Below are 18,908 nucleotides of genomic sequence, written 5' to 3' on the forward strand. Positions count from 1 at the left end.
GAAACCGATATCCGCATGGACCTGCCAGATGCACGCCGCACCGGCGGCGGCCCGACCCTGCACGAAGTGACCGGCACCGATGCCGAACTGCTGCAGGTAGCCGCCTTGCTCTCCGAAATGGACAACGAGACGCCGCTGCCATTGCAGCGCATGCGTGCACTGTTCGCCCAGCTCAAGGCGATGCCGCACTATCGCTGCTACCTCATGCGCAGCGCCGCCGGCGAAGCGCTCGGCACGTTTTGCCTGCTGGTGTTCCCGGTGCTGGCGCACGACGGCCGCAGCGAGGCCATCGTGGAAAGCGTGGTGGTGACCCACGCCGCGCGCGGCACCGGTGTCGGCACGGCCATGATGCACGCCGCCATGCGGCTGGCCGAAGAGGCAGGTGCCTCCAAGCTCGCGCTATCGTCCAGCGCGCGCCGGCTGCAGGCGCATCAGTTTTACCGGCGGCTTGGGTTTACGGAGCATGGGACCAGTTTCAGCATCGGGCTGCCGGTGGTGGCTGTGCACCTCTGATTGGAGCGCTATCCCGTCTGCTTGCCCCCACTCCGCCTGACCGCCTCCCGCCCGGCCACGGGCGCCTTCTCCGCCGGTGCCTCGAGACCTTCGCGAAAGCGTTGCGTGACGGCGGTTTCGGCCAGCGCGTGATACGCCACCCGGAGCGCGAGGCAACTTTTGCCGGCCGCGCTGCCGGGCAGCATACCGACCAGGTGCTGCATGAAGTCCTGGGGCTGGATGGCGCCGCCGTAGGCCGGCTGCATGATGCCGGCGTGGTGGCGGGCCCGGAACGGGACCCTACGGCTGGTGTTGGTTCTGGTGCTGGTGCTGGCGCGTGCGCTCGTGCGTGAGCCGCATCAGTGCGCTTGCCGCATCCTCCAGCGCGCCGCTGTTGTCGATCACCGTCAGCCGGCACCCTGCCGGCACGGCGAACGGCTCGCCCGCGCGCTGCAGGCGCCGCACGATGGCTTGCTCGTCCTCGCGGCCGCGCAGCCGCAGGCGCTCCCCCAGCACGTGCAGGCGCACGCTGACCTGCACGGCGTGCAGGGCCGGATAGCGCGCGTGGGCGGCGGCCAGGTGCTCGCGTGATCCGTTCACGACCACGCACAGGCCTTGTGCCAGCCAGTCGTCGAGCTCGGTCCCGATGCCGTAGCACAAGCCGTGGCTGCGCCAGTGCAGCGCAAAGCCGCCTTGCGCCACGCGGTGCTCAAACGCCGCGGGGGTGATCGCCACGCTGTCTTCATCGGCACTGCTGGCGCGGGTGATGCAGCGTTGCGCCACGCGTACGCCGGCATCGTCCTGCAACTTGTCGCGCATCACGCGCAGCAGGGAGTCCTTGCCGCTGCCGGAGGGGCCCATCAGGTAAACCAGGCCGCTGCCGTCCGGGGCTTCGGCGCCGGGCGCGGCGATGTCGGCCCGTGCCGCGGTGTGCATGGCCTTGGCGCTCATGCCGTGGCTTCCAGCAGTGCCGCCCCGGCGGCATCGGTGGTGCTGCCGTCAAAGCCATAGTGGCGGGCGGCCAGGAAGGGCGCATCCGGCGTGCTTTGCACGAACAGGCTGACGTCGCTTACCGTCATCGGCTGCTGCAGCAGCGGGCCGCTCGCGGCTTGCAGCATGGCGATAGCGCTGTCCTGTTCGGATTCGTCGAGCAGCCCCGTGAGCGTGATATGGAAAATAAACGTCTCGAACGCGTAGGGGTAGCCCCAGGCATCCAGCATGCGCCGGGCTGGCTCGCTCAGTTGCCCCGGCTTGCGGCGTGCCAGTTCGGCAGGGGTGGGCGGCGCGCGGAAGCTGTCGAACTCGCGCACCGCTGCGTCCGCCAGCGCGTGCATGCGCGCATTGGCGCTGGCGTCGCCACCGAGGCACCAAGCCAGGAAGCCCCGCAGGTTTTGCAGTGCTAGCGGTACCGCGAAGGGCTGGCGGTCCAGCGCGAAGGCGCGCATGGCGGCGTCCAGCCCGGCAGGCGTCTGGCCGTCCGCCAGCCGGAACGGGGCCTTGAGCGTGGCATGCAGGCCATAGTAGGCCGGTGCTTCAGTCCAGCGGGCAATCTGGGCAAGGCGGTGGGCATCGTGCGCAGCGGGACGCGCGATTGCCTCGCCTGTCTCGGCGCTGCGGCCCAGCCATTGCTCGCCCACCATCCGAAAGGGCAAGGCGGGATTGAGGTAGATGGCGTACCGGTAGGCCTGCGGCAATGGATTGTTCGACATCGGGTTCGGCATCCTGGGCATCCTGGACGTGCGGGTCAGGCCGCGCGCCGCTCGCCGCTCGCCTGCACCAGCGGGAAGGCGCGCGTGGCGTGGTGCAGCACACCGCCGACAATGGCGGCGCAGACGAGGGGCAGGGCGGGATCGCGGTCGTCGACGATGATGGCGTCGGCACGCAGGCCGGGGCTGAGCGCGCCGCGGTCGTTCATGCCGGCGGCACGCGCCGGGTTGCGCGAGACCAGGTCCCAGGCGGCCGGCAACGGCAGCACGCCGAGCTGCGCTATGCGGAACGCGGCTTGCAGGGGCGCCGGGTAGTAGTAGTCGGAGGCCAGCACGTTGCACAGCCCGGCGGCGATCATCTCCGTGGCATCCGGGGCACCGGTGTGGCTGCCGCCGCGGATCACGTTGGGCGCGCCGAATACGGCGTGGTTGCGCAGCGCGTGGGCGGCGCGGGCCACATCCACGGTGAGCGGGAATTCCGCCACGGTGCAGCCTTGCTGGTGGTAGCGCTGGCGGGTGGCGGCGTCGCCGTCGTCGTGCGAGGCGACTTGCAGGCCGGCGGCGCGGGCGGCGGCAATCAGCCGGGCCACGCCTTCGGGCACCTCGCTTGCCTGCGCGGCCGCTTGCTCCAGGCGCTGGCGGAAGATGACCGGGTCGCACTCCGCGCGGTCCGCGTACTGCGCCAGCTTGCGCGCGTCGTGGAGGCGGGTGGCCATCAACGGCAGGTGGTCGTTGATGGCCAGGAAGCGCACCTTGCCGCTATCGATCCAGGCCAGCGCGGTTTCCAGCCCGGCCAGGTGATGTGCCTCGAAGCGCAGGTGCACATGGTGTTGCGCGCCAAGGGTGCCGCGCATGCGCTCCAGGCCATCGAACATGCGCTGGGCGTAAGCCTCGCCGCGCAGGCCGCCTTCCCACGACAGCGTCACGCCGTGCAGCTCGGTGGTGATGCCATGCGCGAGCAACTGGCGGTCCACGTCGAACAGCGCGCTGGTGTACGGAAAGCTCACGCCGGGGCGCGGCATCACGGCGCGCTCGAAGGCGTCGCCGTGAATGTCCACGATGCCGGGCAGCACCAGCAGATCACCCGCATCGAGGGCAGGCCCCGCCGTGCTGGCCGGCCCGGCCAGGCAACCGTCGCGGAACGCGAAGGCCGCGGGCGCAATGCCGTTGGCGGTGAGAACGCGGCGGCCGCTCAGGCCGGCAAGGGTGGGGTGAGGTGCGTGATTGGTATCCATGCTGGCGACCTTAGCGCGGGCAAATGACAAACAGATGTCTAGACCAATTTGATCGGTAGGGCGTGCGTTCCAAACGGCGGGCGATTGCGCATTTTAGTCCGGGTCGGCTACGGTCAGCTGGACCCAGTCGCCGGCAAAGCGCGTCACGCTGTATTGCAGCGGCGCGCCGTTCAGGTCGACGTTGAGCGCCTCCACCTGCAGGATCGGCCGCGTCTTGGGCTGGTTGAGCTGGCGGGCCACCGGCGCTGTCGGCATGGCGGCGGTGATGCGCGACCACTTGCGCGTGTAATCGGTAATGCCGTAATGGGCGAACGCCTTGGAGATCGACAGGCGCGCACGCAGCTCGGCATCCATGCCGGGGAAGCGCGCGGCATCGAAATAATGCTCGGCCACGTCGATGGTGCGGGCTTCAGCCTTGCCCAGCATCTGCACGCGCAGGATGGGCGCGCTGCGCGCTAGGCCCAGGTGCTTGGCGATCTCGGGGGCGCGCAGCGTTTGCGACTCCAGCACCTCGTTGTGCCCACGCATGCCCTGGCTGGCCAGGTTTTGCGAAAAACGCGTGCGCCGCCCGATGGCGTAGTCGATCGCGTGTTCCTGCACGAAGGTGCCCCGGCCTTGCTCGATGCGCACCAGCCCGTTTTGCTCCAGCTCGCCCATGGCGCGGCGGATGGTGTGGCGGTTGACGGCAAAGCGCGTGGCCAGCTCTGGCTCTGGCGGCAGGCGCTCGCCCGGGACATAGAGCTTGTTGCGGATGTCGAGCGCAAGGGCCTCGCCGATCTGGCGCCATACCGCAACTCCCGAGCCCCGCTCGACTTCCTGTTCCACCATCGTGTCCTGCCTTTTCGTCATCCTGCGTTAATCATTTGCGTGCTTCAATAGGATGCGATTGTGCCTCAACCTGGCCATGCCGTGCACGGGGCCCGAAGTAGGCCGAAGCGGGCCGAAGCGCCTTGCCGGGCGTCATGAAAGCTTCATCTGGATGTGTTGTAGTTCGGCCATGGATGGTATTCTACATCTAAACGTATAGACGTATAGGGGATGTGAAATGGATCGAAGCGATACCGACGCGGGCGCGCAGCCAGGGGCGGCGGCCCAGCAGCAAGCGGCCCGAGCGGCCTGGCTGCGCGTGCTGGCTCTGGCCGCTCCGGATGCCCTGGCGCAGGCCGTGGGCCGCCTCGGCGCGCTGCCGGCCTACCGCTTGCTGCGCAAGCCGGAGAGCGGCATGGCCATGGTGCGGGGGCGCGCCGGTGGCACGGGGGCCCAGTTCAACCTCGGCGAGGTCAGCGTGACGCGCTGTGCGGTGACGCTGGAGCCGGGCGTGGTCGGGGTGGGTTACGTGCAAGGCCGTACACACGCCCAGGCGGAGCAGATCGCCGTGCTGGATGCGTTGCTGCAGTTGCCCGATTGGCATGCGCGCGTGCAGGCCGAAGTGGTCGCGCCGCTGGCCCAGGCGCGTACGGCGCAAGGCGAACACAAGGCCGCCGTGGCGGCGCAGACAAAGGTGGAGTTTTTTACCATGGTGCGTGGAGAGGACTGAGATGCCAGGCCAAACGATTGCCGCCCAGACGGCGGGATACGACAACGTGCCCCCGGGGCGACACGGCGCGCTTGCGCCGATGGTGCTGCCTGGCTTCGACGATGCGGTGCAATCGGCGCAGCGGACCTTCCGAGCCGCGCTGGACGCCATGTCCCACCCGGGCAGCATCGGCGAGCTGGCCGAGCCGTGCGGCGTGCCACAGGGCCTGTCCCCGGCCTTGAGCGCGCTGCTGCTCGCGCTGGTCGACAGCGATACGCCGGTGTGGCTGCCGCCCGGGACGCCCGAAGGCGTGCGCGCCTTCCTGCGCTTCCATTGCGGCTGCCCGCTGGTGGCCGAACCAGAGCAGGCGGCCTTCGTGGCGGTGCCGGCCGGTTACGCCGCGCCCGATCTGGCCGCATGCGCCCTGGGCGATCCGGCGTACCCGGACCGCTCCGCCACGTTGCTGATCGAGGTGGCTTCGCTGAACGGCGGCCCCGAGGTCACACTGCGCGGCCCTGGCATCGAGACCCACGCCACGCTGGCCGTGCAAGGCTTGCCGGCCGATTTCTGGACCCAGTGGCAGGCAAACCATGCGCGCTTCCCGCTCGGCGTGGACGTGCTGCTGACCAGTAGCAGCGCCCTGTGCGCGCTGCCGCGCACCACCCAAGCGGAGGCTTGACATGTACGTTGCCGTCAAAGGGGGCGAGCGCGCCATCCTCAACTCGTACCGCATGCTGGACGACTACCGCCGTGGCGACCGCCGCGTGCCGGAGCTGACACTGGCGCAGGTGCGCGAGCAGATGCCGCTGGCCGTGTCGCGCGTGATGGCCGAAGGCTCGCTGTACGACCCGCACCTGGCCGCGCTGGCCATCAAGCAGGCCGCGGGCGACCTGATCGAAGCCGTGTTCCTGCTGCGCGCCTATCGCACCACATTGCCGCGCTTTGGCTATTCGGTGGCGCTCGATACCGGCGCCATGCGCCTGCAGCGCCGGATCTCGTCCACCTTCAAGGACGTGCCGGGTGGGCAGGTGCTGGGGCCGACCTACGATTACACCCAGCGCCTGCTCGACTTCACGCTGGAAGCCGAGCGCGACAATGCGCCGCTGCCGGCTGCGGCAACCACGCTGGATGCGCGCATGCCACGCGTGACGGACCTGCTGCGCCAGGAATCGCTGATCGAGCCGGAGACCGTGCCCGAGCACGATCCCGCGCCGCCCGACCTCACGCGCGAGCCGCTGGAGCTGCCCGCGGCCCGTCCGGCGCGCTTGCAGAACCTGGCCCGCGCCGATGAGGGCTTCCTGCTGTCGATGGGCTACTCGACCCAGCGCGGCTACGGCAACTCGCACCCGTTCGCGGCAGAGATCCGCTACGGCGAGGTGGAAGTGGAACTGTTCGTGGAGGAACTGGGCTTTGCCGTGACCATCGGCGAGATCGAGGTCACCGAATGCCAGATGGTGAGCCAGTTCGCCGGCAACGCGCAGGAAGGGCCGAGCTTTACGCGCGGCTACGGGCTGGTGTTCGGCTATGGCGAGCGCAAGGCCATGTCGATGGCGCTGGCCGACCGCGCCATGCGCGCCGCCGAACTGGGCGAAGCCGCCGACGCGCCCGCCAACGACGTGGAGTTCATGCTCTACCACAGCGACAACGTGGAGGCCTCTGGCTTTGTGCAGCACTTGAAGCTGCCGCACTACGTGGATTTCCAGACCAATCTCGAACTGCTGCGCCGCCTGCGCGCCGAGCGCGGGCAGGGCGTGCCGTCTCCGGCGCCCACGCCGCCCGGGCAGGACGCTGCCGGCATCTCCCAAGTGCTGGCGCAGGAGGCCATCGCATCATGACCGACACCAATGCCAACGCCGCCGTGCGCGACGAACACTACAACTTCGGCTACCTGGACGAATCCACCAAGCGCATGCTGCGCCGTGCGCTGCTCAAGGCGGTGGCGATCCCCGGCTACCAGGTGCCCTTCGGCAGCCGCGAGATGCCGCTGCCCTACGGCTGGGGCACCGGCGGCATCCAGGTCACCGCCTCCATCATCGGCAGCGACGACGTGCTCAAGGTGATCGACCAGGGCTCGGACGACACCACCAACGCCATCAATATCCGCCGCTTCTTCGGCCGCGTGACCGGCGTGCAGACCACCGAGCGCACCGCACAAGCCACGATCGTGCAGACCCGCCACCGGATTCCGGAAACGCCGCTGGCCCAGGGGCAGATCATGGTGTTCCAGGTGCCCATCCCGGAGCCGCTGCGCTGGCTGGAACCGAGCGAGACCGAGACCCGCACCATGCACGCGCTGGCGGAATACGGCGCGATGCATGTCAAGCTGTACGAGGACATCGCCCGCCATGGGCGCATTGCCACCACCTACGACTACCCGGTGATGGTCAACCAGCGCTACATGATGCGGCCGTCGCCCATCCCCAAGTTCGACAACCCGAAGCTGGACTACAGCCCGGCGCTGATGCTGTTCGGCGCGGGGCGTGAGAAGCGGGTCTATGCGGTGCCGCCCTTCACCAGCGTGAAGAGCCTGGACTTCGACGACCATCCGTTCGCGGTGGAGACGTGGGATGGCTGCTGCGAGCTATGTGGCTCCACCGACAGCTATCTCGATGAAATCATCATCGACGACGCGGGCGGGCGCATGTTCGTCTGCTCCGATACCGAGTACTGCGCCACGCGCCAGGAGCAGGGTGAGACCGGGCCGAACGGCACGGCCGCCAACGCACGCAAGGAGGCAGCATGAGCCGCACCGATCCGCACCCGCCGCTGTTGTCGGTGCGCGGCCTGACCCGCACCTGGGACGGCGTGCATGGCTGCCACGATGTCAGCTTCGATCTGTTTCCCGGCGAAGTGCTGTGCGTGGTGGGCGAGTCCGGCTCGGGCAAGAGCACCTTGCTGCAGGCGGTGTCCTGGCAGGCCGCGCCGGAATCCGGCAGCGTTTGCTACGACACCCGCGAGCAAGGGCTGGTTGACCTTGCCACGCTGTCGGACGCCCGGCTGCGCCTGCTGGCGCGCACCGACTGGGGTTTCGTGCGCCAGAACGCGCGCGATGGCCTGCGCATGCGGGTGAGCGCAGGCGCCAATATCGCCGAGCGCTTGATGGCGGTAGGCGGGCGCCACTATGGCGAGCTGCGCGAAGTGGCCGGCACGTGGATGGAAAAGATGGAGCTCGACCTGGGCCGCCTGGACGATGCGCCGACCAGCTTCTCCGGCGGCATGCAGCAGCGCTTGCAGATCGCCCGCAACCTGGTGACGCATCCGCGCCTGGTGTTCATGGACGAGCCCACCGCCTCGCTCGACGTCTCCGTGCAGGCCCGCCTGCTCGACCTGCTGCGCCGGCTGGTGGCGGACCTTGGCCTTGCCGCCATCATCGTCACCCACGACCTCGCCGTGGCGCGCCTGCTGGCGCACCGCACGCTGGTGATGCAAGGCGGGCGCGTGGTGGAAAGCGGCCTGACCGACCAGATCCTCGACGATCCGCACCACCCGTACACCCAGTTGCTGGTGTCTTCCATTCTGCAGGGCTGATCATGACGCACGACGCCTACCACGATCCAAGCATGGCCGCCGACGCCCAGCGCATCCAGGTGCGCGGCCTCGGCAAGACCTTCATCCTGCACAACCAGGGCGGCACGCGCCTGCCCGTGCTGCAGGCCATCGATTTCGATGCCGCCGCCGGCGAATGCCTGGTGCTGGCCGGCAGTTCCGGCGCGGGCAAGAGCACGCTGCTGCGGTGTTTGTACGGCAACTACCTGGCCACCGAAGGCAGCATCCGCATCCGTGACAACGACGCGTGGGTGGAGCTGACCCGCGCGCCAGAGCAACGCATCCTGCAATTGCGGCGCGAGGTGATCGGCTATGTCAGCCAGTTCCTTCATGTGATCCCGCGCGTGAGCACGCTCGATGTGGTGGCCGAGCCGCTGCAGCAGCGCGGCGCCAGTGCCGGCGAAGCGCGCGAGCGTGCCGCGGTGCTGCTGGCGCGGCTGCAGGTGCCGGGCCGGCTGTGGAGCCTGCCGCCCGCGACCTTCTCGGGCGGCGAGCAGCAGCGCGTGAACATCGCGCGCGGGCTGATCGGCGGCCATCCGGTGCTGTTGCTCGACGAACCGACCGCCTCGCTCGACGCGGATAACCGCGCGGTGGTGGTGGCGCTGATCCGCGAAGCGCTGGCCGAGGGCCGGTGCCTGGTCGGCATCTTCCACGATGAAGCCGTGCGCGAGGCGGTGGCCACCAGGCTGCTGCCATTGCACCCGCCGGCTGTCACGCAGGCCGCGCCGGCCGGCAAGCTTGCGGCTGTCGCGGGCTGAGCCATTCATCCTGATCGCATACATTCGTTCCCAAGCGCTCCCACTCGTTCCCCATCGTTCCCACTCGTTCCCGGAACCGACCATGCTTCCTGCTTACCTGACTCATGCACGGATCGTCCTGCCCGACGGCGTGCTGGCCGACAGCGCCTTGCTGATCGACAATGGCCACATCGCGGCCATCGAGCCCGATGCCGCCGCCGTGCCGCGTGCCGCCCAGGTGATCGACCTGCGTGGCCAGACGCTGCTGCCCGGCCTGGTCGACCTGCATTGCGACGCGATCGAGAAAGAAGCCGAGCCGCGCTCGCGGGTGATGTTCCCGTTGGATTTTGCCGTGGCGCAGATCGATCGCCGCAACGCCGCCGCGGGCATCACCACGCCTTACCACGCGGTATCGTTCGCCGGTAACTCGTTCGGCGTGCGTAACTTCGACACGGCCGGCGAGCTCGTGCGCGCCGTCGCCGCCTTCCGCGGCCACAGCCTGGTGGATAACCGCATCCATTGCCGCTATGAAGTCACCGACGCCAGCGCGTTGCCAGTGCTGGAGCAACTGGTGGAAGCCGGCCTGGTGGACCTGGTCTCGGTGATGGACCATTCGCCCGGGCAGGGCCAGTTCAAGACGCTGGAGTCCTACCTGGCTTACATGATGGGCAACCACGCCATGAGCCGTGAAGAGGCCCATGCCGCCGCCGACAGGAAACTGGTGGAGAAGCACGGCGCACTGGACCGGGTTGAACGCTTGCTGGCGCTGGCCGCCCGCGTAGGGGTGCCGGCCGCGAGCCATGACGACGACTCGGCACAGCGTATTGCCACCATGCATGCGCTGGGCGTGCGCATGAGCGAGTTCCCGATCAACCTGGAGACGGCGCAGGCCGCCAAGGCAAAGGGGCTGCCGACCATCCTTGGCGCGCCCAATGTGCTGCGCGGCCAAAGCCAGAGCGGCTCCATGCGCGCCATCGACGCCATCAGCGCCGGGGTGGCGGATTGCCTATGCTCGGACTACCAGCCGTCCACGCTGATTGCCGCCGCCTTTGCCGCGGAACGCCTTGCTGGCCTGAGCCTGCCGCAAGCCGCCGCGCTGGTCAGCGCCAACCCGGCCGCGGCTTGTGGGTTGTCCGATCGCGGGCGCATCGGGGCCGGGCTGCGCGCCGACCTGGTAGCGGTTGCCATGGTGGCCGGACAGCCGCTGGTGACGCATACGTGGTCATCGGGCCGCCTGGTGTTTGCCGCGCGCTATCCGGCGGGCGCCCTGGCGCTTGACAGCGCAGGCCTGGTCCAGATGCCGCTGCCGGACGCATCGGACGAACCGGGCGAGCCAGGGCGCGCGGCGGCATGACCATCGCGGCGGATATTAGCAACGGGTGGGCCGAGTCGCCGCAGGCGGGCAGTGTGGCCGCGGTAAGCCTTAGCGCCACGCACACCTTCAGCAAGGCGGTGGCGCCGGTCATCCGCCTGCTGGCCGGGCTGGGCGTCGAGGGTGACGCGCATCTGGGGGAAACCGTCAAGCACCGTTCCCGCGTGGCGGTGGACCCTAGCCAGCCGAACCTGCGGCAGGTTCATCTGCTATCGGTGGAACTGCAGGCGATGCTGCAGGCCGCCGGCCATGCGGTGGCGCCTGGCGCGCTGGGCGAGAACATCACCACGCGGGGCATCGACCTGCTGGCGCTGCCAACCGGCGCGCGGCTGCACCTGGGCGACACCGCGCTGGTCGAGATCACGGGGCTGCGCAATCCCTGCGCGCAGATCGAACGCTTCCAGCCGGGCCTGCTTGCGCGGGTGCTGGGTCGGGACGATGAAGGCAAGCTGGTGCGCAAGGCCGGCGTCATGGGCATTGTCCTGGCCGGCGGACTGGTGCGCGCGCACGACGCGATCCGCGTGACGCTGCCGCCCGAGCCTCACCGGAGGCTGGATCGGGTTTGAGCAGGACGCGTGGATGAAGGTACGGGTGGGGTGGCGCAGCCCTAGCGATGCGACGCGCGAACGGTTCCGTGCTGGGAGCCGTGCCAGTCGCCCGGTATGTCGGGGAAGATCTCGCACTCGCCGCGCACGATCAGCTCCACCGTCGCGCAGACGCCCTTGACGCCTCGCGGGCCGACGCAGACCAGGCTGTGAGGGTGTTCCGAATGATTGGGAATGGCGTACACGCGCATCCCTTCCTGATACAGGGGATGGGCGGGCAGCCTGGCGTTGAGTAGTTCGACAAAACGCAAGGGACTTACAACCGGCTTTTCCATGTTGCTCTCCCATGGAGCATGGGCGCGGCCTCCGGCGGGCTCCGGACGGGCCGGAAGTGCTTGGTGAACCGGCTGGACGGGAGGCGGGGGGGGCCTTCCGTCCATGTCACCTGCACAAACCAGGAATGTGGCCGGGACGCCGCGGCAAGCGCGGAATACGGCGCAAAAGCCGCTTACTGCGGCGATCGATTCAAAGGGCCACGCCGTAAGGTTAGGCGATTTATTGGCGGGATCAAGCTTGCCGTCGGCGTCAAAGCGCTAATGGGACGAGGGCGGTACCCTGCGCCGCCACCGCCGCTCGGGAAGACCGGCTGGCGGGCTGAGGTATATTCCACGGGTGGCAGATACGCGCCTCCTACCGATTTCCCTTTCCGCATGAACGTTACGCCACCCCTTGTCACCGCTGGTGCTGATCCCAAGGCCGCTTCCTTCGCCGCATTGCGCGCGCATTACGATGCCGCCGTCCTGCCGCTCTGGACCGGGCCGGGCTGGAACGCCACGATGCAGCTGCCCTATGAGGCGCTGTCCGGCACCGGCCAGCAGCCTTTGCCGGTGGCGCGTTACCGCGCCATGGCCTGCGCGCGCCAGCTCTATGTGTTTTCGCAGTGCGACGGCACGGATGGGGCCGCCCATGCCGCGCGCCTGTTCGCCTCGCTCGGGGGCCGCTTTGCCGATGGCGGGCAGGGTGGCTTCATCTACAGCATCGACGCGCAGGGACGGCCGCTGGATACCACCAAGGACCTGTACACCCACGCCTTCGTCGTCTTTGCCTGCGCGGCGTATTTCAAGCGCTCGGGCAGCACGCAGGCGCGTGCCTTGCTGGATGGCACCACACGGCTGATCGAGGAGCGTTTCGCCACCGCGGATGGCCTGTACCATGCCGCGCTAGCGCAAGACCTTCGCCCGCTAGGCGGGCCGCCCCAGCAAAACCCGATCATGCACCTGACCGAGGCCTACCTGGCGGCGTTCGAGGTCACCGGGGAGCGCCGCTATGCGGACCGGCTGGCCGGCATTGCCGCCGCCGTGCTGGCTACCTTTGTCGATCCGGCGACCGGTTGCATTGCCGAGCTGCCGATGTGCACCGATCGCGCTGGCAACCGGGTCGAGCCCGGCCATCAGTTCGAGTGGTTCTCGCTGCTTGCCAGCGCGCCCGCGTTGTTCGAGGGCTCCGGGCTCGCGCAAGCGTTGGCACGCGCCTTCGGCTTCGCCCTGCGGCACGGCGTCGACACCAGCACCATGGGCGTGGCGGCAGCGTTGCACCTGGACGGCTCGCCGCGTGACCCGATCCAGCGCATCTGGGCGCAGACCGAACTCGCGCGGGCGCTGGCGGTGCGCGGCGACAGCGCGGCGCTGGCGCACCTGCAGGCCTGGCTGAGAGCCTACCCGGCGCGATTCCTGCACGCGGGCGGCTGGCATGAGTGCCTGTCGCCTGCCGGCAAGGTGGAGCGGGCGGAGATGCCTTCGACCACGCCATATCACCTTGCCACCGCGTACCAGGCACTGCCGCAGGATTGACGGCCTGGCGGATCCACCACCGCATCAGCCGGCCGCGCGGCTGAGCAAACGGTCGAACTCGTTGCGCACGATGCGGTAGGACTCGCCGGAAAAGCCCTCCAGCCCGGCCCGGTCGATCACGGTGATATGGCCGCGGCTGTGGCGGATCATCTGCAGCTCCGCCAGCTTGCCCACCGCCTCGGTCACGCCTTCGCGGCGCACGCCAAGCATGTCCGCAATGGTTTGCTGGGTCACGTCGAGCTCATTGCAGGGCGAGCGGTCCAGCGCCAGCAGCAGCCAGCGGCACAACTGCGTGGTCAGCGAGTGGTGGCGGATGCAGACGGCCGTCTGCGACACCTGCGTGAGCAGCGCCTGCATATAGAGCAGGGCCATGCGCTGCAGCGTGGGCAGCTCGGGGTAGATCGCGCGCAGGTCGCTCGCGGCAACGCGAAAGCCGGTGCCGCTCCTGCGTACTTCGATCCGGTTGGGCATGGTCTCGGCGCCGGTCAGCGCGGGCAGCCCCACCAGCCCCTCGCGGCCCACGGAGGCCAGCTCCACGGTGGCGCCGCTTTCCTGCAGCGACATCATCGAGATCACCGCCGTGTTCGGGAAATAGAGATGCCGGATGCGCTGACCGGAATCGCTCAACAGCTGCCCGGTGCGCAGGCTGACGCTATCCAGGCGCGGCAGCAGCAAGCGGCGCTCGTGCGGCGGCAGGGCGCCCAGCAAGTGATTGCCGGCCAGATCCAGTTCGGTATCGATCATCCCCTTGTCTCCCCAAGTCGAAAGGTCGCGGCGGCTGTGCCAGCCGTTTGGTTTTTTCTCTGTTCGGTATGCCGCGCAGCCGGGCTTGACCCGTTAACGTATTAAGCGTCATGCGTGCGCTTGCCGACACTGGCCGGAGGTTGGAGATCGCCACGGTATTGGGGGGATATGCTTTCGGCTGGATTCAGCCCCGGGTTCATACTTTTGACGGGGGGAGGGTTCAGGTGGCCGGGGCGCCGCGCGGGGATGCGGCGGACGGATCGGCGCAAACAATCTGAAAAAAACCTGTAAGTTCCTGTGGGTGGCGGCGACGAATGGGCACATTCACCCAGTTGGAGATTGCCATGTACCCGAACCTCACCAAGTCGCTCACCACGTCGTTCACCAAGTCACTGTTTGCCGCCGCCATCGCCGGCGCCGTGCTTGCCCTGGGCAGCGCCCAAGCCGCCAGCGTGCGTGATATCTACAGCGACGGGGCGCGCACCGCGCCCGTGAACGCCTTCACCGATGGCGCACGGGGCGGGCGGTTCGATACCTTCACCGACGGTGCTCACGCCCGCATGGTGGATCCCTTTACCGATGGCGCGCGCATCGCCGGCCTGGACCGCACCGGCCCCTCCGCCGACCCGGCACGCAGCATCGACCCGTTCACCGATGGTGCGCGCAAGCTCGATACGTTTACCGACGGCGCCCGCATCGCTGGCCTGGATCGCACTGGTGTGTCCTCCGATCCGGCGCGCAGCATCGACCCGTTCGTCGATGGCGCGCAGAAGGTGGCTGGCATGGATACCCGCGGCGTTTCAGCGCCGCCGGCCCGTAGCTTCAACGTGTACCAGGACGGCGCGATTGCCTGAGCCGTGCGCGGCCCAATGCGCAGGGGCTGGCTACTCGTCCAGCCAGGACCCGCGCAGATCGCTCTTTTGCAGCAGTTGCAGCAACGTTTCGGCGGGCCGGCTCAGGCGGCCCGCGCGCAGCGAGATGAACTCCACCTCCGGCAGCGCCGGCAGGCTGTCGCCGTTGACCAGCGGCGACAGCCCGCGCCCGGACAGGTATTGCGCGCGCACGGTAATGCCCAGCCCGCCGCGCGCGGCGGCGATGCAGCCTGAGTGACTGCTGCTGGTGCAGACGATCTGCCAGCGCATCCCGGCCTTGGCCAGCGTATCGAGCACGATGGCGCGCGTGACACTGGGCTCGGGCACCAGGATCAGCGGCAGCGGCTGGCGCAGGTCCGCCACCGTGCCGGGCCGGGCTAGCCACTCGAGCTTGCCCCTGAACAACGGAGACCCGCGCCGATCGCCTTCGCGGCGCTTGCCGATCATCAGGTCCAGCGCGCCGGCATCCATCAGCTCGTAGAGCTTGCCGGTCATGCCGATGGTGATCTCCAGTTCCACATCCGGATGCGAGTTGCGAAACGCCGCCAGCACATTGGGCAGGGGGCCCAGCGCGAGGTCATCGGAAGTGCCCAGGCGCACGCGGCCCTGCAGGCGCGGCGCATTGAACTGGGATTCCGCGCGCGCAATGGCATCCAGGATCAGCCGCGCGTGGGCCAGCAGCGCCTCGCCGTCGGCGGTCATGGCCAGGGTGTGGGTATCGCGCACAAAGAGCCGGCGCCCGACGTGCTGTTCCAGGCGCCGGACGTGGTCGCTGACGCTGGATTGGGAGAGGCCGAGCTGGCGCCCCGCGTCGGTAAAGCTGTGCGCGGCGGCTACGGTGGCGAAGGTCTTGATCCAGACGGGGTTGAGCATGCCGCATTGTCATCGGATTTTCCGATGACAGTCAATATACCTAGCAGGGTTCCCGATTGGCATGGCCGGTATTAACATCGGCTGCATTCCTGGCACTGGTTTTGGCCCGATCGCTTCTTCCACGGTCCATTCCAGATGCCACGCCGGTCATTGCCCCTGATTGCCGGCACTTGCATTTGCCTCGAGACGTACCAGATGACCAGCCAAACCTCGCAAAAGGCCATGTTGTGGATCGTCGCAGCGGGCTTTTTCATGCAAACGCTCGACACCACCATTGTCAATACCGCGTTGCCCGCGATGGCGCGCAGCCTCAACGAAACCCCCCTCGACATGAAGCCCGTGGTGGTGGCCTACACGCTGACCATGGCCATGCTCACGCCGGCCTCGGGTTGGCTGGCCGACCGCTTCGGCACCCGTCGCGTGTACTTCGCCGCGATCCTGATCTTCGTGCTGGGCTCGCTGTTCTGCGCGGGTGCGCAGAGCCTGGACCAGCTCGTGATTGCCCGCGTGATCCAGGGCGTGGGTGGCTCCATGCTGCTGCCGATCGGCCGGCTGGCGGTGCTGCGCAGCGTCTCCGGCGAGCAATACATCGCGGCGCTGGCCTTTGTCTCGGTGGCGGGGCAGGTCGGGCCGATCTTTGGCCCGGTGCTGGGCGGCTGGATCGTGCAGTCGGTGGCGTGGCACTGGATCTTCCTGATCAATGTGCCCGTGGGCGCCATCGGGATGCTGGCGGTCTTGCGCTACCTGCCCGACCACACCGTTGGCCGTGCGCCACCGTTCGACTTTGTTGGCTGCGGCCTGCTGTCGCTTTGCATGGTGGCGTTCTCGCTGGCGCTGGACACCCCGCACGAGGCAAGCCACGCGGCATGGAGCGGCAGCCTGTTCGCGCTGAGCCTGCTGTCCGCGCTGCTCTACATCCCGCATGCGCGGCGGCGTCAAAATCCGCTGTTCCGGCTGGCGCTGTTCCGCGAGCCCAATTTCAGCGTGGGCCTGGCCGGCAACCTGGTGTGCCGCATCGGCTCGGGCGCGGTGCCGTTCCTGATGCCGTTGCTGCTGCAGTTGCAGATGGGATATTCGCCGCTGCATTCGGGGCTGATGCTGCTGCCGGCCGCGCTGGCCGGCGTGCTCGCCAAGCGCTGGATCGTGCCGCTGGTCAAGCGCTTTGGCTATGACAACTTCCTGCTGGTCAACACGGTATTGGTAGGTGGCTCGATCGCCTCGTTCGCGGCGATTGCGCCGGGCTGGCCCGTGGGCCTTGCCATTGCGCAGCTCGCTTTGTTCGGGGCCACCAACTCCATGCAATTCGCTGCCATGAACAGCGTGACGCTCAAGGGTTTGAGCGTGGAGGACGCGGGCAGCGGCAACAGCTTGTTCTCGATGGTGCAGATGCTGGCAATCGGCCTCGGGGTCACCATCGGCGGCGGCCTGGTCAGCATGTTCACAGCCCAACTGGGCGTGGCTGGCACAGCTTACCGGCTGGCGTTCTTTACCGTGGGCATGATCACACTGCTATCGGCGCTGGTGTTTCGGCGGCTCGATGCCGCGCAATTCGACAAGAGCCGCAGCCCGGCCAGGGTGGCCAGCCGCTGATACGCCATGGCGGGACGCGATGCGCCGCGCACCGGCTTGCCCGCTCATTACTCAGTCACGCCGTTCTCATGCAGGAGCCGCTCGCACTCGTCGAGCAGGTCGTGCGCAAAGGCCGATTGGTAGTTGGGGTCCAGCGCTTCCATCATTTCGTGGGCGGTGTACAGCCCGGCCTCGCGTGAGAGCGTGCCGGCGAGCTGGCGCGCGAACTGATCGCTCAGTTGCGACAGCAAGCGCCGCTCGGCCAGCGCCAGCTGCAGCTTGGAGCGCGACAGCCACAGGCTCGCCAGGGTGGCCCCCTGGGCATCGGTCATCCATTGACGGTGTTCGTAGAATGCCGACAAGCGCTCGGCGGCAAGTGCAAACAGCAAGGCCTTGCGGGTATCGAAGTCGAGCTTGAGCGCGGGCGCTGGCGTGGGGGCGGAAGCGTCGGGGGGAGAGGTTTTCATCATGACTTGCAAATCGTGCGGTGGGGCGCGAGCCTACCACGCTATCGGATGTCGGGGCGGCGTCCGTGCGGGTCAGGATTTCTCGGCCGCCGCGAAGCGCGCATTCAGCCAGGCGCCGATCGCCTTGATCTCTTCCATGCAGACCGAGTGCGACATGCGGTAGGTGTGCCATTCCACCTTGCAGCCCAGTTTTTCCACGGTGTCGCGCGCCAGCAGGCCGAGCTGCACGGCCACCACGTCGTCCTCGGTGCCGTGTCCGGCAAAGATCGGCGTGGCGCGGCTGGCTTCGCTGAACTCGGCGGCAAGCATTGCCGGCGCGGGGATATAGGTGGAAAGGGCGATGATGCCGCCCAGCGCTTCGGGATGCGTCAGGGCTGTGGTATAGGCCACGGCCCCGCCTTGCGAGAACCCCGCCAGCACCACACGGTGGCTGGGCACGCCGCGCTGGTTTTCCCGCGCGATCAGGGCGCGGATGGCATCGCGGGAGACCCGGATTCCGGCCTCGTCCGCATGGCGGCGCGCGTCATCGAGCGACTCGATGTCGTACCACGCCGGCATGACGTAGCCGCCGTTGCAGGTAACCGGGATGGCCGGCGCGTTGGGAAACACGAAACGCACGCCGGGCGCGGACGCCAGGCCCAGCTCCGGCACCACGGGCACGAAATCGCTGCCGTCGGCGCCGAGCCCGTGCATCCAGATAACCGACCATGTGGGTGACGGCGTGGTTTCGATTTCAATGGCTGGCAGCAGTGCGCTCATTTCGATGTTCCTTGTTCCCGGATCCTGATCGGGCCCCCCTTGCCGGCACGGCGAGCGCGCCGGGCACAACCGCCCGGTGCGGGGCAATGTGGCTGGGCGCATGGCATGGGGATGGCCGCGTGAGGCGGCAAGTATCGCACAGCGCCGGCGCGGTGCCGGTGGCTGGGCAATCGGGAACGCTTCAGCAAGCGCTGTGTGTCATGCGAGCGGATGGCCGCGGCGGCTTCAAGCCGCGCGGCACGGCATGACGGCAAACCGTCAGGCTGCTGAAGGTACGGTAGGCACCGTGATAAGGCCGGGCGCTGAGCGGGGCGCTTGCGCATGCTCCGCGGCGACGGGGGCGCGCCGCTTGTCCACGACGCTCTCGACGCCGGAGGCGGTCACCTCCTCCAGGAAGGCGACCAGGTCGCGGTAGTAGTCGACCTGCATCTGTGCCTCCAGCAGGCGACGCTCGGCTTGGAATAAGGTAAGCCGCATTTGCTGCAATTCCCTTGCTGCGATTTTCTCCGGGGTGGGCGGACTAAACATGTCTGCAAGCGAACGCATGGAAACCTCCCGCTATCGACGGCTTCGAATTGAAGCTCCTGCCATGCAACTAATATAGTAAATAAAAGCGCATTTCAGG

General features: G+C 68.2%; 23 protein-coding genes. 12 read left to right on the forward strand and 11 right to left on the reverse strand.

The annotated features are described in order from the left end of the window. Nucleotides 1–15: 15 nt before the first annotated feature. Nucleotides 16–513 (forward strand): GNAT family N-acetyltransferase, encoded by a 498-nt coding sequence (locus tag ACX12D_RS23750; RefSeq protein WP_459375917.1) that lies wholly within the window; start codon nucleotides 16–18, stop codon nucleotides 511–513. Between the two features lie 8 nt (nucleotides 514–521). Here ACX12D_RS23750 and ACX12D_RS23755 read toward each other — a convergent pair whose 3' ends face one another. The 5 genes from ACX12D_RS23755 to phnF form a co-directional block, all read right to left on the reverse strand. Then, a complete protein-coding gene (locus ACX12D_RS23755) occupies nucleotides 522–758 on the reverse strand; it encodes a hypothetical protein (protein WP_459375919.1) in 237 nt (78 codons plus the stop codon). Between the two features lie 34 nt (nucleotides 759–792). Beyond that, nucleotides 793–1,428: a phosphonate metabolism protein/1,5-bisphosphokinase (PRPP-forming) PhnN gene (gene phnN / locus ACX12D_RS23760; RefSeq protein ID WP_459376505.1), complete on the reverse strand. Its 636-nt coding sequence runs from the start codon at nucleotides 1,426–1,428 to the stop codon at nucleotides 793–795. An 11-nt stretch (nucleotides 1,429–1,439) separates the two neighbouring features. Beyond that, nucleotides 1,440–2,201: a DUF1045 domain-containing protein gene (locus ACX12D_RS23765; protein WP_459375920.1), complete on the reverse strand. Its 762-nt coding sequence runs from the start codon at nucleotides 2,199–2,201 to the stop codon at nucleotides 1,440–1,442. A 35-nt stretch (nucleotides 2,202–2,236) separates the two neighbouring features. Continuing rightward, entirely contained in the window at nucleotides 2,237–3,433 is a 1,197-nt protein-coding gene (locus tag ACX12D_RS23770; RefSeq protein ID WP_459375921.1) for an alpha-D-ribose 1-methylphosphonate 5-triphosphate diphosphatase, read from the reverse strand. Nucleotides 3,434–3,526: 93 nt separating this feature from the next. Further along, nucleotides 3,527–4,261 carry a phosphonate metabolism transcriptional regulator PhnF gene (phnF, locus tag ACX12D_RS23775; RefSeq protein WP_459376506.1) on the reverse strand — a complete coding sequence of 245 codons (735 nt, stop codon included), beginning with the start codon at nucleotides 4,259–4,261 and terminating at the stop codon, nucleotides 3,527–3,529. A gap of 217 nt (nucleotides 4,262–4,478) precedes the next feature. Between phnF and phnG the strand changes: the two genes are divergently transcribed. The 8 genes from phnG (at nucleotide 4,479) to ACX12D_RS23815 (ending at nucleotide 11,170) form a co-directional block, all read left to right on the forward strand. Then, on the forward strand, nucleotides 4,479–4,970 hold the full coding sequence (gene phnG, locus ACX12D_RS23780) for a phosphonate C-P lyase system protein PhnG (RefSeq protein ID WP_459375922.1): 492 nt from the start codon (nucleotides 4,479–4,481) through the stop codon (nucleotides 4,968–4,970). A 79-nt stretch (nucleotides 4,971–5,049) separates the two neighbouring features. Then, nucleotides 5,050–5,628, forward strand: a complete 579-nt coding sequence (gene phnH / locus ACX12D_RS23785) for a phosphonate C-P lyase system protein PhnH (RefSeq protein WP_459376507.1) — start codon at nucleotides 5,050–5,052, stop codon at nucleotides 5,626–5,628. A gap of 1 nt (nucleotide 5,629) precedes the next feature. Next, on the forward strand, nucleotides 5,630–6,784 hold the full coding sequence (locus ACX12D_RS23790) for a carbon-phosphorus lyase complex subunit (RefSeq protein ID WP_459375923.1): 1,155 nt from the start codon (nucleotides 5,630–5,632) through the stop codon (nucleotides 6,782–6,784). Continuing rightward, nucleotides 6,781–7,692, forward strand: coding sequence for an alpha-D-ribose 1-methylphosphonate 5-phosphate C-P-lyase PhnJ (locus ACX12D_RS23795; protein ID WP_459375924.1), 912 nt, complete (start codon nucleotides 6,781–6,783; stop codon nucleotides 7,690–7,692). Before ACX12D_RS23790 ends, ACX12D_RS23795 begins: the two co-directional genes overlap by 4 nt. Continuing rightward, a complete protein-coding gene (gene phnK, locus ACX12D_RS23800) occupies nucleotides 7,689–8,477 on the forward strand; it encodes a phosphonate C-P lyase system protein PhnK (protein ID WP_459375925.1) in 789 nt (262 codons plus the stop codon). The genes ACX12D_RS23795 and phnK overlap by 4 nt, the downstream gene beginning before the upstream one ends. A 2-nt stretch (nucleotides 8,478–8,479) precedes the next feature. Further along, nucleotides 8,480–9,253 carry a phosphonate C-P lyase system protein PhnL gene (phnL, locus tag ACX12D_RS23805; protein ID WP_459375926.1) on the forward strand — a complete coding sequence of 258 codons (774 nt, stop codon included), beginning with the start codon at nucleotides 8,480–8,482 and terminating at the stop codon, nucleotides 9,251–9,253. An 82-nt stretch (nucleotides 9,254–9,335) separates the two neighbouring features. After that, nucleotides 9,336–10,586, forward strand: coding sequence for an alpha-D-ribose 1-methylphosphonate 5-triphosphate diphosphatase (locus ACX12D_RS23810; protein ID WP_459375927.1), 1,251 nt, complete (start codon nucleotides 9,336–9,338; stop codon nucleotides 10,584–10,586). Continuing rightward, nucleotides 10,583–11,170: an MOSC domain-containing protein gene (locus ACX12D_RS23815; RefSeq protein ID WP_459375928.1), complete on the forward strand. Its 588-nt coding sequence runs from the start codon at nucleotides 10,583–10,585 to the stop codon at nucleotides 11,168–11,170. The genes ACX12D_RS23810 and ACX12D_RS23815 overlap by 4 nt, the downstream gene beginning before the upstream one ends. 41 nt (nucleotides 11,171–11,211) lie before the next feature. Here ACX12D_RS23815 and ACX12D_RS23820 read toward each other — a convergent pair whose 3' ends face one another. Continuing rightward, nucleotides 11,212–11,484 (reverse strand): hypothetical protein, encoded by a 273-nt coding sequence (locus tag ACX12D_RS23820; RefSeq protein ID WP_459375929.1) that lies wholly within the window; start codon nucleotides 11,482–11,484, stop codon nucleotides 11,212–11,214. Between the two features lie 375 nt (nucleotides 11,485–11,859). On the opposite strand from ACX12D_RS23820, the gene ACX12D_RS23825 reads away from it, so the two are divergent. After that, nucleotides 11,860–12,999, forward strand: coding sequence for an AGE family epimerase/isomerase (locus tag ACX12D_RS23825; RefSeq protein WP_459375930.1), 1,140 nt, complete (start codon nucleotides 11,860–11,862; stop codon nucleotides 12,997–12,999). Nucleotides 13,000–13,023: 24 nt separating this feature from the next. Here ACX12D_RS23825 and ACX12D_RS23830 read toward each other — a convergent pair whose 3' ends face one another. Further along, nucleotides 13,024–13,743, reverse strand: a complete 720-nt coding sequence (locus ACX12D_RS23830) for a Crp/Fnr family transcriptional regulator (protein ID WP_459375931.1) — start codon at nucleotides 13,741–13,743, stop codon at nucleotides 13,024–13,026. A gap of 344 nt (nucleotides 13,744–14,087) precedes the next feature. On the opposite strand from ACX12D_RS23830, the gene ACX12D_RS23835 reads away from it, so the two are divergent. Beyond that, nucleotides 14,088–14,597, forward strand: coding sequence for a copper resistance protein CopQ (locus tag ACX12D_RS23835; RefSeq protein WP_459375932.1), 510 nt, complete (start codon nucleotides 14,088–14,090; stop codon nucleotides 14,595–14,597). 30 nt (nucleotides 14,598–14,627) lie between these two features. On the opposite strand, the gene ACX12D_RS23840 is transcribed toward ACX12D_RS23835, so the two are convergent. Further along, the gene (locus ACX12D_RS23840; RefSeq protein ID WP_459375933.1) at nucleotides 14,628–15,488 is read right to left on the reverse strand and encodes a LysR family transcriptional regulator; all 861 of its coding nucleotides are present in this window, start codon (nucleotides 15,486–15,488) and stop codon (nucleotides 14,628–14,630) included. A gap of 195 nt (nucleotides 15,489–15,683) precedes the next feature. On the opposite strand from ACX12D_RS23840, the gene mdtD reads away from it, so the two are divergent. After that, nucleotides 15,684–17,078, forward strand: a complete 1,395-nt coding sequence (mdtD, locus tag ACX12D_RS23845) for a multidrug transporter subunit MdtD (protein WP_459375934.1) — start codon at nucleotides 15,684–15,686, stop codon at nucleotides 17,076–17,078. Between the two features lie 47 nt (nucleotides 17,079–17,125). On the opposite strand, the gene ACX12D_RS23850 is transcribed toward mdtD, so the two are convergent. The 3 genes from ACX12D_RS23850 to ACX12D_RS23860 form a co-directional block, all read right to left on the reverse strand. Then, on the reverse strand, nucleotides 17,126–17,524 hold the full coding sequence (locus ACX12D_RS23850; protein ID WP_441635477.1) for a hypothetical protein: 399 nt from the start codon (nucleotides 17,522–17,524) through the stop codon (nucleotides 17,126–17,128). A 72-nt stretch (nucleotides 17,525–17,596) separates the two neighbouring features. After that, a complete protein-coding gene (locus ACX12D_RS23855) occupies nucleotides 17,597–18,283 on the reverse strand; it encodes an alpha/beta hydrolase (protein WP_459375935.1) in 687 nt (228 codons plus the stop codon). A 258-nt stretch (nucleotides 18,284–18,541) separates the two neighbouring features. Continuing rightward, nucleotides 18,542–18,829 carry a hypothetical protein gene (locus ACX12D_RS23860; protein ID WP_253929278.1) on the reverse strand — a complete coding sequence of 96 codons (288 nt, stop codon included), beginning with the start codon at nucleotides 18,827–18,829 and terminating at the stop codon, nucleotides 18,542–18,544. Nucleotides 18,830–18,908: the final 79 nt, after the last annotated feature.

The organism is Cupriavidus sp. PET2-C1, from assembly GCF_054515855.1.

Coding starts and splice junctions, on each gene's coding strand:
- ACX12D_RS23750 (WP_459375917.1), top strand. CDS start 16: ATGGACCTGCCAGATGCACGCCGCACCGGCGGCGGCCCGACCCTGCAC.
- ACX12D_RS23755 (WP_459375919.1), bottom strand. CDS start 758: ATGCAGCCGGCCTACGGCGGCGCCATCCAGCCCCAGGACTTCATGCAG.
- phnN (WP_459376505.1), bottom strand. CDS start 1,428: ATGCACACCGCGGCACGGGCCGACATCGCCGCGCCCGGCGCCGAAGCC.
- ACX12D_RS23765 (WP_459375920.1), bottom strand. CDS start 2,201: ATGTCGAACAATCCATTGCCGCAGGCCTACCGGTACGCCATCTACCTC.
- ACX12D_RS23770 (WP_459375921.1), bottom strand. CDS start 3,433: ATGGATACCAATCACGCACCTCACCCCACCCTTGCCGGCCTGAGCGGC.
- phnF (WP_459376506.1), bottom strand. CDS start 4,261: ATGGTGGAACAGGAAGTCGAGCGGGGCTCGGGAGTTGCGGTATGGCGC.
- phnG (WP_459375922.1), top strand. CDS start 4,479: ATGGATCGAAGCGATACCGACGCGGGCGCGCAGCCAGGGGCGGCGGCC.
- phnH (WP_459376507.1), top strand. CDS start 5,050: ATGGTGCTGCCTGGCTTCGACGATGCGGTGCAATCGGCGCAGCGGACC.
- ACX12D_RS23790 (WP_459375923.1), top strand. CDS start 5,630: ATGTACGTTGCCGTCAAAGGGGGCGAGCGCGCCATCCTCAACTCGTAC.
- ACX12D_RS23795 (WP_459375924.1), top strand. CDS start 6,781: ATGACCGACACCAATGCCAACGCCGCCGTGCGCGACGAACACTACAAC.
- phnK (WP_459375925.1), top strand. CDS start 7,689: ATGAGCCGCACCGATCCGCACCCGCCGCTGTTGTCGGTGCGCGGCCTG.
- phnL (WP_459375926.1), top strand. CDS start 8,480: ATGACGCACGACGCCTACCACGATCCAAGCATGGCCGCCGACGCCCAG.
- ACX12D_RS23810 (WP_459375927.1), top strand. CDS start 9,336: ATGCTTCCTGCTTACCTGACTCATGCACGGATCGTCCTGCCCGACGGC.
- ACX12D_RS23815 (WP_459375928.1), top strand. CDS start 10,583: ATGACCATCGCGGCGGATATTAGCAACGGGTGGGCCGAGTCGCCGCAG.
- ACX12D_RS23820 (WP_459375929.1), bottom strand. CDS start 11,484: ATGGAAAAGCCGGTTGTAAGTCCCTTGCGTTTTGTCGAACTACTCAAC.
- ACX12D_RS23825 (WP_459375930.1), top strand. CDS start 11,860: ATGAACGTTACGCCACCCCTTGTCACCGCTGGTGCTGATCCCAAGGCC.
- ACX12D_RS23830 (WP_459375931.1), bottom strand. CDS start 13,743: ATGATCGATACCGAACTGGATCTGGCCGGCAATCACTTGCTGGGCGCC.
- ACX12D_RS23835 (WP_459375932.1), top strand. CDS start 14,088: ATGTACCCGAACCTCACCAAGTCGCTCACCACGTCGTTCACCAAGTCA.
- ACX12D_RS23840 (WP_459375933.1), bottom strand. CDS start 15,488: ATGCTCAACCCCGTCTGGATCAAGACCTTCGCCACCGTAGCCGCCGCG.
- mdtD (WP_459375934.1), top strand. CDS start 15,684: ATGACCAGCCAAACCTCGCAAAAGGCCATGTTGTGGATCGTCGCAGCG.
- ACX12D_RS23850 (WP_441635477.1), bottom strand. CDS start 17,524: ATGAAAACCTCTCCCCCCGACGCTTCCGCCCCCACGCCAGCGCCCGCG.
- ACX12D_RS23855 (WP_459375935.1), bottom strand. CDS start 18,283: ATGAGCGCACTGCTGCCAGCCATTGAAATCGAAACCACGCCGTCACCC.
- ACX12D_RS23860 (WP_253929278.1), bottom strand. CDS start 18,829: ATGCGTTCGCTTGCAGACATGTTTAGTCCGCCCACCCCGGAGAAAATC.